Genomic DNA, 12,546 nt, shown 5'->3' with positions numbered 1-12,546 from the left:
GAATGGTTACGCTTAAGCTAGTCAGATGGCTGCGACTGCTGGCTAACGCTATTCACTTGCTCACGCTCGTGGGCGGTTAACTGTCCATAGAGTCTGGGATAGGGCCAGCCATAACCCCAGCGAAAAGTGGTTGGCAAAAACGGCGTACCGCCAACACGCACACCTGCCAGCATCAGCAAGGCAATTTCTTCCTCACCAACTTGAGCAACGCACTGCTGCAGCGCGATATCGGCTTCTTTACGCTCTTCATAGGTTCCACCTTGCCAGTAGGCATAATCGTGCGCCGTGCAACAGGCCAGCCACAATTCATTTTGGGCAAAGGTTCCATCGGGAAACGCGCTGCAGCCATCGCTGGTAAAGGGTTTGAGCTCGCTGGCAAAGGCATGTACAGCGAGCAGCAAACTGGAGGTAAGTGCTGAAATGGGTTTAAGCATTAATCACAGCTTGTTAGCCTAGAGTTCAGGCATGGTATCAAATTTTGGCAGGCCTGGATCCATATAATCCCAGGAAGCACCACTGCTGGCATAGACCACCATGCTCGGCTTAAATAACTCCAGATCGTGCAGGCTACCCGCCCTAATAAACTCGAACTGTGGCATACCGCTATTTTCGGCATAGATATGGGAGCCACACTGCGGGCAGAAACCACGCTTAACCGTATTGCCACTCTCGGCCTTCTTCTCATGGTACGCAAGCTCACCCTTAATGGTTAAGCTGCCACGAGGTACCGCGATATTAGCAATATGCCCCGCACCGCTGATCTTCTGGCAATCGGTACACTGGCAGTGGCCGGCCATCACCGCATCTTCACTGCCGCTATAGCTAACAGCACCGCACAAACACTCTCCTGACAAGTTAGACATGAGATTCCTCCTCATTCACAGTCTTTTTTAAAATAGATACTTACGAAATTGAAGTTACAGCCTACGCCACTAACTTCAATTTCGCAAGTATCTGCGCTAAAATTTCCATTTTTCACACCCCGAGACCGTTATGAGTAACGACGATCAGTTCCTGCGTTCCGGCTGCCCCATTGCCAACGCCCTGGATATCTACGGTGACAAATGGACGCTGATTATCCTCAGGGATCTGGTGTGCGGAAAAGAAACCTATAGCGAACTGGCTGACTCACCAGAGAAAATACCCAGCAATCGGCTGGCAGAGCGTTTAAAAATGCTGGAAGCGCAAGAGATGCTGATCAAAGAGCTGTATCAGGAAAAGCCCAAGCGCTACAAATACTTGTTGACGCAAAAAGGCAGAGACACCTTACCGGTGTTACAGGCCATGGCCAGGTGGGGCAACCAGTACGTTGAGGATACCTGGGTGCCCCCCGAGTGGTTTATGAAAGCCTAGCCACCCCATAGATTTATAACATTAACTCCGCCCATCGTAGGCTTCGCGCGAGCGTTTAATGTCGTCATGGTGTGTTTCTGCCCACGACACCAGCTGATACAGGGGTTTGACCAAATCTTTACCCATTGCCGTCAGCTCGTACTCCACTCTTACCGGGACCTCGGGGTAGACCGTTCTATCAACATAGCCCTCCCGCTCCAGGTCACGTAACGTTTGTGTCAGCATACGCTGCGAGATACCCACAACTCTGGATTTCAAGGAGTTAAACCTGTCTGGACCATCGACAAGCGCAAATAAAATCAGCACCGACCATTTATCGCCAATCTGCGCCACCACATTGCGAATGGGGCATTCCTCATCATTATAAAATACCCGTTTTTCCGCCTTCGCTTGCCCTTTGCTTTTCGCTACCACCTCGCAGCCCTCCTGCCAGCCTTTGTCTATGGGTTACCAAAATGTGCCTTAATGACGTATTGGTACCTTCTTGTAATGCAGGTTACCAATAAATACTATGATGTGCAAATGGTACTTAATTGAAACGAAACACTATGAGGAATGACTTATGTTGAGAATCATTGCATCAGCACTGCTGGTATTGGCAAGCGCTACTACCGCAGCACAAAATACTGACGGACTGGTTATTGACCTGTCATCGCTACAGAAACCCAGCTGGACAGAACAGGAGCTAGCCAATGCCACACTAATAACAGACTTTGTTCAGAACCTGATGAATAACCACGATTTCGACTATGTCCTGGAGCGCTATAACAACAGCGCCTATGTGCAACACAATCGCAACCTGCCGGACAAAATCACGGGTCTGGTGGGATTTTTACAAGAGTTTGTTGAGGACTACCCCGACTACACCTACGACGTAAAACATATCTATGCTGATGGCGATTACGTTATCTTCCATTCCCACGCCACCCTAAAGAAAAAACACAGAGGTAACGACCAAAAAGGTATGAACATTGTCGATACCTGGCGCCTTGAAGATGGCAGAATTGTCGAGCACTGGGATTCGATCCAGGCCCTTGATGGTTTTATGCGGTTTTACTCGCTTATTAGCGGTGGCAATATTCAAAATGCCAATGGGGTGTTTTAGCCAGCTAAGCTTTTTGGGCACCGTGGGTAAGCGCTATATCATAGACTAATACGGCCAGCCTTTTAGCTGGCCAAATGCATTTTTATCCCAAGCATAAGATTATTTCTATCAGCTTAACTATTTTGCCTAACTTTCTTTAACGCAGATTTTCAAAGAAACAGTTTAGAGTAAGCTATTACCCATTATTGTTATTATTATTGTTGTTATTGTTATTGTTTGTGTTTATTTCGATCTCAAGAAGAGCATCATCATACCCTTCTCGGTTCCCTAAAGACCGAACTGTTGCATCGTTCATGTATAGATCACGATCAATATACTCTATTTTTTTACCATTAAAGCTAGCTGCAATATCCATACGCCCGCCACTTACGATTATCGATTCTGGGCTCGTCCCTCTCTTATGAAAGAAGAGAGAACCATTGGCATAGACCACTAAAGGGCTATACATTCTCTCTGCTATCATTTTATTAGACAGTCTATCTGCCAAAGAGGTATTACTAGCTCTTTCATCAAGGCCAATCAAATTAAGAAACTGCTTAGCTCCTGCAGCAATTTTTTGAATTTGTTTAGGTCCCACTACTTTGAAGAGCATTGTTTATCCTTTATTTTACTATTTCTACGTCCAATAGAATTCAACATTCTGAAATGGCAAATTTACAGCTTGTATATGATAAAAAGCATTATTCTTTTGCTTCTTATAATGGTACTCGCGTATAGCCTGAGTTGTAATAAACAAATTATTCAATACATCATTCAGAAAAAGATGGCTGTGAACCCTTAAAATTGGTGACAAATTTATATAAAACCATTGATCACCGTCCCTTTGTATAGGTTTTAATTGATTATAAAATATTTGGTAGTTGAATATATGCTCTTGCTTAATACGCTCCTCATCTCCATACACAACATGCGTATCTCGAAGCATCTGCAAATATAAAGAGTTCCTAATTTTTTCTGAACAGTTATTTTCAAAGAGGCTAGCTTTGACAAAAACACCTACTTCATCCACATCACAAAGGTAGTATACACTTCGACTCTGCTTTAGAATTTGGGACTCCACTGCCTCTTCTTCCTTATTAATTACCAGCCTTATAACCTTGCTAGAATACAATGCCTTTAGTACATCGTCCTTTTCTATAATCTCAGATAAAGAATTTTTATCTTGGTATAAGTCATTTGGCAAAACTATTCTAGCCCGGCTACTTGTTTGCAAATTTTCCTGTAATGTCATTACTTTTTCCTCACAAGCATCATTGTTTGGCAGCCAATTCTTTACACTTTCAAGAATCAGTTTTGGATGCGCCTTAATGGAATAATCCTTTAACATAAGCGCTTGAGACTCGGGCGAACTTGTAGCCTTATAACGCTTAGGGTCATCACGATAAATAGCCTTCTGTAACGCACACGTATAAGATTTACCATTCTGTCTTTGATACTTAACAAACGCACAGCCAGTATGACAGACATGCAAATACTCACATTTCTGACAATCAGGATGAAAACCCTCTTGCTGATGAACTAAACTGATATTGCTACGTGCATTTGCCAAAATAGTTTTAGCTGGAACCTTTTGTATATTGCCATAAAAAAACTTCTTCTCACCCTGCCCACGCACACAAGAATAGACATCGCCATTGCTCTGTAACAATATAAACTTTTCACCACAATTAACGGCATTAGTACAAAAAGCAGGCGTAAACTCTTCAAACCAATATTTTTTTAGACCAGCTTCGAGCTCTGTTTCAGAAAAAGCATCCTTCATTTCCTGATAAAACATAGCTTGCTGATTATCGCTTACGGGGGATGTATCCATATGCTCACCCCCTTGAAACTTATCATTATTGAACATTGAGTCGAAACCAAACATGAAATTAAAATTATTCATGTCAAATCCAATCTCATTATGGATAAACCATATATCATCAATAATTTGTGGAGTATTTCTTACGTGCTCATTAAATAGAGTCGCCGATAGTTTTTTCCTATAAGGGTAATCAGACAATAACCTCAAGTTCTTTATAACGCGTTCTAGTGAAGACAGTCCCTGCTTAGTTGTTCGATACTTTTCATGTAAAGAAAATGGTAAATCCACACTGGCACTTATAGAAACCTTATAATTTTCTAGTAAGTTTCTATATTTATGAAAATTATATAAATTGGTCTTTATGTGTGGATTTGATTTCTTAAATCCATAGCTTTCAATATCATGTTGAAAGTAAGAATAGTATTTTTGAATTCTAACAAGGAGTGCTTCTAACGTCTTTTTAGGTAAACTTGTTACCTCACCACCATGTAGCGATACATTAAATGGAAGTATGTTTTGATCAGTAAAATAGTCCAAAGCATAATCCAACATATCAACAGCCCTGTTGGCATCCACTCCCAACAACTGCTGATCCGTCTGACTTCCCAGATAGCAATATTTACACCCTAGATTACAAAAAATGGTGGGGACATATAACAAGTGAATTACTTGCTGATATTGCTTTGACTTGTATATTATAGAATTATCTAGCAAATTTTCTCAAAGACCTTAAGCCTGAATTCCAAAATTTCTAATTACCAAACTACCTTCTCCCAAATAACTCGAAGAATTCTTAATCAGCTTGCCAACAACCTTTTTAAACTTTTCCTCTTGATGTTTCGATATTTTCCAATCTTTATTAGCATTACTGGAAAATCTATTTCTCTTGATAGTTGTTTCTCGTGAACCATCTTTTGAAACTAACTTACAAGTCCCTGCATCTCCACACACGCGGATAGATTCCATATTTTCAAAGAAAAACACCTCACTACCAACAACAACAAAACTATCACCAATGGTAATAGACCTATTTTTGTTCTTAAAGATGCTAGATCCTACAAAAACCAAAAAAATAGCAGCTAAAAAAGCAAACTTTCCACCGAAACTATCAGAAATCACCACCAAACCTATACCAATCAAAACAAGCCAGAATATCTTTGCCAATCGCCCTCCTCGCAAATTAAACGACGGATCAGCTTCGATATCATATTTATAGCTTGCGACTCTTTTAGACACTAAATTCCTCTAGCTTTGCGACTCGATCGATTCATCTAGAATCAAGATATTTACCTATCTTACTATCAACCATCTTGCCTTTTGATGCCACTCATTATTACTGCACTTTATCAGAGCAACAAGCCATGTCTAGGGGGGGGGGGAGGAAACAAGTATTTTGCATATACCTGAGCCCCCCCGATAGGCTTATAAAAGCCTAACATCACCCTTACGTTAAGCAGAAAAAGTTTAGTTTGTTACCATCCAGATCACGGAAGTAACCTGCATAGAACCCATCGCCTCGCTGCCCAGGCTCACCTTCGTCGGTCGCACCAAGCTCCATAGCCTTGGCATATAAGGCATCAACTTGTTGAGGGCTTTCTACATCGAGCGCGACCATTACACCATTGCCAATGGTTGCAGCCTCGCCATTAAACGGTTTAGTAATCGCTAAACTGGGTTTGTCTGGCGTAATAGCCCAGGCGATAAAGGTATCTTCTTCCATAAATCTATTGGCGCCAATTTCCGCTAGTAATGCGTCGTAAAATTTAGCGCCTTGCTGTAAATCGTTTGTACCTAAAGTTACGTATCCGATCATCTTTGATCCCTCGCTTGTTAATTTACCTTAATCGAAAAATAATTTGTTGTTATCTACACCTCGAACATAGGCCGAAAAGTAGATCTCAGCAGGAAACAGACTATATCTTCGCACTACTGACAGCAGTGTGTCAGTAGTGTATTTGAGTTAAACAAAAAATTTTGAATCAGAGCGCATTATTGGGAATTCGAGCACGAAGTGCAGCTAAAAAACCCGCTCGGTCGTCTGGCGAGATCTGGTAGCCGAAGCGTGTCCTTGTCGTTTCTATGCACAGCGTATCCAACGACCAAGCGTAACTCCAGCCGGTACCCCATCGCACCGGCCGAACACGGGTGATGGTTTCGAGAGGAATCTTGGCGTGAAACATACCGCTGTGCAGATGCAGAATCTGCTCATCCAAACGGTAATATGTAGTTCCCCAAAAGTAGATACCGATTCCACCAGTGACGAACGCAGCCATGAACACCATCATCTGTGAAGCCACCGAATGATGTGGTTCGTTGACAATAAATACGCTGGCTGCGGCACAGGCCGCAATTCCCCAAATCAGCAGCGTCGCCCAGGTGTCTCTCTTACAGTAGAAAAGCGCGTCTTTTTGTGAATAGACAGCGGCAGTTCCCGCCTCGGATTCGATGCCCAGCAGGCGATCCAGCTCCTGCTTGAATCGCTGAGCGTGTTCAGTCGTGAAGCGGTGTTCGATGCGACCAGAACGATCTTCGTAGAAGTCACTCGCATCAATAGCAATCCAGAAGATGTTCCCTGCGCGAACGCCGTAGGAGATATTCTGTCGATTCAAACGAGAAAGGGGAAGCTCTGTCTCCTCCCAATAGCCCTTGGCGATCAGTCGCTTCGAGGTTAAGGCGATATAACCGGCAAGGCCTTTACGGCCGGTGAAGCCGTTGCGAGGTGAGCGATACTTAACGAAGTGCAACGACATAGGAACACCGTCGTCTGACACGACAACTCCTTCAGCTTGCAACTCAGCAGCAAGGCTCTTTGGCATACGACCCACGCCGAAAGCTATGGCTAAAAGGCTCTTTCTATGCATTTTGGTGAGCATCCTTTAAAGGCTAATCCCATATACATAGTAGCCGCAGAGCGACTTTTTATGTAGCTGATTTAACCTTATTAAGGCACCAGTGTTTGCGCACTCCATCCGCCGTTGTTGAGCGTATACAGGGTGCGCTGGTGTAATCTGTCTTGCTCGGAGTTTTCCCACACTTCCATATAGGAGGCTTTTAACATAATGCCTTTGGCATTTTGCGCGAAAGGAATATCACTACCTTGTGGAAATTTTTGCTGTAGTTCAGAAACGCCTTCAAGCAGTTCTGCACGGGATGGAAGAACGCTGGTTTGAGCGTGGTGTTCAGTGTAGTAATGATCAATAATTTTTGAGGCATAAGGTTTTGCTTGCCAGTGTGATTGCATTTCCTCTTCTGAAATTTCAATCACCTCACCCCTTATGCGGTATTGCTGTAACAATGAAGGCCAAAATACCAATAGCTCGGTTTGTTTTGAGTGTTCTAAGTGCTGCCACTTAACCGAGGAGCTGTTAATGAATATCACAAAGGCATCATCAGTTACCTTTCTGAGTACCAGCGTCCTCATTGAAGGAGCCCCTTCGGGGGATACTGTTGCCAATGTGCAATAGCTGCCATTGGCATCATTAAGGGCTTTGGCCTTCTGCCAATTTTCCTTAAATATTTCTATTGGGTTACTCATGGTTATGATGCCGAACCTAAAGACTTATCGCTCCGCCACCACCCCTGCAATGATGGCCAACGTGGTTTCGCGTATCCCGCGACTACCAGTAACCCCGCCATGATGCCCAGGTTTTTGACAAAGTTCTGCATCTCATGAGCAACCCGATCTTCACTCATCGTCCAAAAGTCGTGCAGCATAAAATTAACCAGCAGTATGTAAAGCACAAATCCATAAGCGACAAGCTTAACGTAGCGACCAGTCATCAAAAGCACTCCGCCAATCACACTTACAACGCCTGCAAACAACAAGCCTTGGGACGCGAATCCAATATCATGCATTTGCATATAGGCCAGCAGCTTTTCCTGGGCCGTAAACTTTTGGATTCCAGGGAGTAAAAAATAGAGCCCAAGTAAAAATTGGCCAACAATGATGCTGAATCTTTCCATGTGCTTTTCTCTTTGTTACTGAAACTTTACCCTTCAACACCCTGGCTACGCAGGTAATCGTCATAGGTGCCGTGGAAGTCGACAACGCCTGTGGGGGTCAATTCGATAATGCGTGTCGCCAATGACGAAACAAACTCACGGTCATGGCTGACAAACAAGAGCGTGCCAGCGTAGTTTTCCAGCGCCAGGTTAAGGGATTCGATGGATTCCATATCCAGGTGGTTGGTGGGTTCATCCATCAAAATAATATTCGGACGCTGCAGCATGATTTGGCCGAACAACATGCGGCCCTGCTCACCACCGGAAATGACTTTGACGGATTTATCGATCTCTTTATTGGAGAACAACAAACGCCCCAGGGTGCCACGAATAACCTGCTCGTCGTCACCTTCCTGTGCCCACTGGTACATCCACTCCAGCAAACTTTTTTCTTCTTCAAAATCAGCAGCGTGATCCTGGGCGTAGTAACCCAGCTTGTGGTTTTCTGACCACTTCACCTGGCCTTCACTCTCGGTATCGCCCACCAGGCATTTCAACAGCGTCGACTTACCAATACCGTTGGGGCCAATAATGGCGATACGCTCGCCCACTTCCACCATCAAATCCAAACCGGAGAAGAGTTGTTCGTCATAGCTTTTGGCCAGACCTTTAACTTCCAGCGCCAAGCGGTGCAGCTTTTTCTCTTGCTCGAAGCGGATATAGGGGTTCTGACGGCTGGAAGGCTTGATATCTTCCAGCTGAATTTTATCAATCAGCTTCGCACGCGAGGTGGCCTGCTTGGCCTTGGAGGCGTTGGCCGAGAAACGACTAACGAATTCTTTCAGCTCGGCAATCTGCGCCTTCTTCTTGGCGTTGTCGGCCTGCTGGCGCTCACGGGCCTGGGTGGCCGCGGTCATATACTCGTCGTAATTGCCCGGGAACAGACGAAGCTCACCGTAATCCAGATCCGCCATATGGGTACAGACACTGTTGAGGAAGTGACGGTCGTGCGAAATGATGATCATGGTGCAATTGCGCTCGCTGAGCACGCCTTCCAACCAGCGGATGGTGTTGATATCCAGGTTGTTGGTCGGCTCATCGAGCAGCATGATGTCTGGCTCGGCAAACAGCACCTGCGCCAGCAGCACACGCAGCTTCCAGCCTGGGGCCACCTCACTCATAGGGCCAAAGTGCTGCTCGGTAGGGATACCCACACCCAGCAACAGCTCACCGGCTCTGGCCTCGGCGGTATAGCCATCCATTTCGGCAAATTCGCCTTCCAGATCGGCAGCGCGAATGCCGTCCTCTTCACTCATCTCGGCTTTGGAGTAGATAGCGTCGCGCTCTTCTTTGACCTTCCACAGCTCAGCGTGGCCCATGATCACGGTGTCGATCACGCTAAATTCTTCGTAAGCGAACTGATCCTGCTTCAGAACGCCCAAACGCTCATTGGGATCTTTGGAGACATTGCCGGCGCTAGGCTCCAGGTCACCGGCCAGGATCTTCATAAAGGTGGACTTGCCACAGCCGTTGGCACCGATCAAACCGTAGCGATTACCCTCGCCAAATTTGACGGAAACGTCTTCAAACAGCGGCTTGGCGCCAAATTGCATGGTGATATTCGCGGTAGTCAGCAATGTCTTCTTCTCTTACGTCTGGATTGGGAGCCTAATGGCCTTAAAGGCGGCGGATTATGCCACAGCTACGGCGACAACCCTATGATACTTGCTATCAAATCAATCCAGACCGAGATCGAACCTCTGGAGCCTGACCTAAGGGTCAGACTCCATCATGTCCGTAATTAGCAGCGCTTAGAACAGCCCTAAGAACCCTCCGTAAATCGTACCGCCAACGATGCCAATAGAAACGAATAGCCGCAAGGTTGTTGGGAAGAACCCATGTGCTAGCTGGAAACGGTTCCAAAAATCCAGTTTGCGCTGTAAGACATGCTCTTCTCCAGGTAAAAGAACCGGGTATTTTGGTGGGCATTGGCCTGGGCCTGGAGCTGGCTCCGTTTCATGGCTATCTCTTAGGTACTTCGCGAGTTTGGATTCGGTATTAATCAACTCTTCTAAAGCCGCAGACTGAATGATATCCAAGGCATAGGAAAGGTTGTTCATTATCTGGGATGAGGCCTGACACCAATCGGGCCAATTCTTTTTATCAACAGGGGCAATATCGAACTGCGGGCATTGCTCACTCCATTTTTCGATGCCGGTTGCTTTTATAATAGGCTCAGGCAAGACAAGCTGAAGTGCAGCAGAAGACATCTGGTGCATTTCCTTCTGGACCTGCTTACATACATTCAGAATTCGTCTCTTTTCAAAGTATCCTATCTGACCATCGGCGGTAATTACCTGCCAAGTATTAACTAAAAGAGCCTGCTCATTTTTGATTCTTGCACTCAGATGCTCTGCACAGTGAAGTAAGTGAATAATACTTTTCAGGTAACTACCCCACCCTAACCCTAACTCTTCAGCGGCTTGCAAGTGTGCTACACGGCAGTCCGCATCATGCATTTTTAGCTTGTTGGCTACTGCTTTTCGATCTTCTATTACCTCAGCAATGGCATCTGGGATCTCATTCTTTTTAATTTCCTTACCGCGATGCCGAATTACGCCACCAGAAGGCTTTAAGTCACCATCTGCCAGAGCTTGCAGAGTACTGCGTTCTTGATCGAGGTTGCGTGCATTTTCAAGCAATTCAGATAGAGAATCAGGATACAAACTGGCTATAGATTGAATTGCGGTCTCCTTCGTTGAACCGGCCTCCAGCATGTCTTTCACGGTAGAGAAGTTTCTCACCGCGCTACGATTCAGATATGTTCCTCGGTACATAGGTGAGTACGAAGCTTTGCTAAAGCGTTGAGTAACCGCCTCGACGGGGGAGATTGACTCCATTTCCTCGATAGATTCACTATTATAGAAACTCAAACTGATTTTGTTTCGTAGCTCCACCGGGTCACTAAAAACAATCCATGACTCTCGAGAATCTATCTCTGCTGGAATGTAAACATTCTTGGCATTATCTTCACGATCACTATTTTCGGGGTGGGTTGACCACATTTGTGGCGGCTTGGCCATTTCCTTACTGAATATTCTGTGCTGACTGGCGTCAAGTTCTGCAGGCTTTGCAGGGACCTTCCCATATGCCTCGTCATCTAACACCCGGCCGATCGCACTGATTGCACTCTTTTGCGCAGCAAATAAATCACTTAGAATTTTCCCATTCCCTGCTTCAGTGCTCGCTACATTAAGAGCTGTCTGCCAGGCTTCATCGGCAACCTGGAGCTTGTGCAATGCATTAACAAGGGCATCACTGCCGGTCACTGATACAGCTACCAGGTCAGCATTAAATTCCATCTCACGGCTTAAAGCCCGCTCAGCAAGGATCACTAACCTGAACAACGTATCCATAAGTGATCGGATGGCCCAAATAACGAGAGAAAGAATCCATCCAAGCCAGGCGACACGCAGGTCAATTCTGGAAATAAACCGAACGATGGAATCTAACCAGTCTCGTGTAGCCACCATATGAGCAATAATTTGCTGAGCGATATAAACCCAGCGCCCCACCATCATTGACCCTTGAGCAAAGTGGCCAAATTCATGGGCTAGCACGGCCTTCAGCTCGCCCAAGTTAAGTACATTGACTAATCCCAAGCCAACTATCAGGTTTTTTTTGGAAGGGAAGATCAGATTCAGTAAAGATAGATCATAGAATACTGCCGCATTGACCTCTGGTGTAATAAACACTCTATGTGGTTTTGGTGCTCCCACCTCATCGGCAAGACTGTGTAAAAAATTATACAGCTCGGGCTCTTCTTCCTGTGTCAGCTCTACCCCGCCAGGATTTCCTGATTTTCTTACAGAAAAGAGAGACTTAATCATAAACACAGAAAGCAATAATGAACTGACACCAATAACTAGCTGCCACAAGCCTGCTGTGCCTTCATTGAGCGACATGGCGCTGTTGTAGGTAATCAGTAAAAAGCAGGCCAGTAGACTGAAATAGAGGGCCATAAAGGCGAGAAGCCCTAACATAGCCAGCCAGGCTTGTCTTTTATAGCTGCTTGTTGCTTGAGTGAGGCCTTCCGGGACATTAGAAGGGCTTGCAGGGTATAGCGGTAATTCTGACATGTAACATCCTTATTAGCTTTTATTACTGCAGTAACGTTGTAGTTATGCTTAATCCTTCTCGAAAAGCATACGTGGTAAGTTTCAATTCATCAACAGAAATCCGATCATCTTGGCTACAGAGAGCTTTAAAAGCGGATATCCTTTCTTGCCTTTGTAACTTCCTTTATCGCCCAATGTAGTTAAAACAATCTATTATGTTATTC

At 45.2% G+C, this 12,546-nt stretch carries 14 protein-coding genes; 2 read left to right on the top strand and 12 right to left on the bottom strand.

The genetic code is table 11. From position 1 onward, the window contains the following. Positions 1–17 precede the first annotated feature (17 nt). Together ACGHZ6_RS00655 and ACGHZ6_RS00650 are read right to left on the bottom strand one after the other, a co-directional pair. The gene (locus tag ACGHZ6_RS00655; RefSeq protein ID WP_390616834.1) at positions 18–434 is read right to left on the bottom strand and encodes an FAD-binding oxidoreductase; all 417 of its coding nucleotides are present in this window, start codon (positions 432–434) and stop codon (positions 18–20) included. Positions 435–452: 18 nt separating this feature from the next. Further along, complete coding sequence (locus ACGHZ6_RS00650) at positions 453–863, bottom strand: GFA family protein (protein ID WP_390616833.1); 411 nt, start codon at positions 861–863, stop codon at positions 453–455. Positions 864–993: 130 nt separating this feature from the next. Between ACGHZ6_RS00650 and ACGHZ6_RS00645 the strand changes: the two genes are divergently transcribed. Further along, positions 994–1,353, top strand: coding sequence for a winged helix-turn-helix transcriptional regulator (locus tag ACGHZ6_RS00645; RefSeq protein WP_390616832.1), 360 nt, complete (start codon positions 994–996; stop codon positions 1,351–1,353). A 21-nt stretch (positions 1,354–1,374) separates the two neighbouring features. Here the strand turns inward: ACGHZ6_RS00645 and ACGHZ6_RS00640 are convergent, their stop codons facing one another. After that, positions 1,375–1,767 carry a winged helix-turn-helix transcriptional regulator gene (locus tag ACGHZ6_RS00640; RefSeq protein WP_390616831.1) on the bottom strand — a complete coding sequence of 131 codons (393 nt, stop codon included), beginning with the start codon at positions 1,765–1,767 and terminating at the stop codon, positions 1,375–1,377. A gap of 148 nt (positions 1,768–1,915) precedes the next feature. On the opposite strand from ACGHZ6_RS00640, the gene ACGHZ6_RS00635 reads away from it, so the two are divergent. Beyond that, entirely contained in the window at positions 1,916–2,458 is a 543-nt protein-coding gene (locus ACGHZ6_RS00635) for a nuclear transport factor 2 family protein (protein WP_390616830.1), read from the top strand. Between the two features lie 175 nt (positions 2,459–2,633). Here the strand turns inward: ACGHZ6_RS00635 and ACGHZ6_RS00630 are convergent, their stop codons facing one another. The 9 genes from ACGHZ6_RS00630 to ACGHZ6_RS00590 form a co-directional block, all read right to left on the bottom strand. Then, entirely contained in the window at positions 2,634–3,050 is a 417-nt protein-coding gene (locus ACGHZ6_RS00630) for a hypothetical protein (RefSeq protein ID WP_390616829.1), read from the bottom strand. A gap of 24 nt (positions 3,051–3,074) precedes the next feature. Beyond that, positions 3,075–4,814, bottom strand: coding sequence for an SPASM domain-containing protein (locus ACGHZ6_RS00625; RefSeq protein ID WP_390616828.1), 1,740 nt, complete (start codon positions 4,812–4,814; stop codon positions 3,075–3,077). Between the two features lie 177 nt (positions 4,815–4,991). Beyond that, positions 4,992–5,498 (bottom strand): hypothetical protein, encoded by a 507-nt coding sequence (locus ACGHZ6_RS00620; protein ID WP_390616826.1) that lies wholly within the window; start codon positions 5,496–5,498, stop codon positions 4,992–4,994. A gap of 208 nt (positions 5,499–5,706) precedes the next feature. Then, entirely contained in the window at positions 5,707–6,075 is a 369-nt protein-coding gene (locus ACGHZ6_RS00615) for a VOC family protein (RefSeq protein WP_390616825.1), read from the bottom strand. A gap of 166 nt (positions 6,076–6,241) precedes the next feature. After that, entirely contained in the window at positions 6,242–7,033 is a 792-nt protein-coding gene (locus ACGHZ6_RS00610) for a PH domain-containing protein (RefSeq protein ID WP_390616824.1), read from the bottom strand. Between the two features lie 170 nt (positions 7,034–7,203). Beyond that, the gene (locus tag ACGHZ6_RS00605; RefSeq protein WP_390616823.1) at positions 7,204–7,797 is read right to left on the bottom strand and encodes a pyridoxal 5'-phosphate synthase; all 594 of its coding nucleotides are present in this window, start codon (positions 7,795–7,797) and stop codon (positions 7,204–7,206) included. Between the two features lie 2 nt (positions 7,798–7,799). Then, positions 7,800–8,225, bottom strand: a complete 426-nt coding sequence (locus ACGHZ6_RS00600) for a DoxX family protein (RefSeq protein WP_390616822.1) — start codon at positions 8,223–8,225, stop codon at positions 7,800–7,802. 26 nt (positions 8,226–8,251) lie between these two features. Then, positions 8,252–9,841 (bottom strand): ABC-F family ATPase, encoded by a 1,590-nt coding sequence (locus ACGHZ6_RS00595; RefSeq protein WP_390616820.1) that lies wholly within the window; start codon positions 9,839–9,841, stop codon positions 8,252–8,254. 174 nt (positions 9,842–10,015) lie between these two features. Then, positions 10,016–12,343, bottom strand: a complete 2,328-nt coding sequence (locus ACGHZ6_RS00590) for a M48 family metallopeptidase (protein ID WP_390616819.1) — start codon at positions 12,341–12,343, stop codon at positions 10,016–10,018. Positions 12,344–12,546: the final 203 nt, after the last annotated feature.

It is taken from the genome of Maricurvus nonylphenolicus (assembly GCF_042854845.1).
GTDB lineage: Bacteria > Pseudomonadota > Gammaproteobacteria > Pseudomonadales > Cellvibrionaceae > Maricurvus > Maricurvus nonylphenolicus.
The sequence above is the reverse complement of the archived record's forward strand: the minus strand, read 5'-3'. Positions and strand labels throughout refer to the sequence as shown.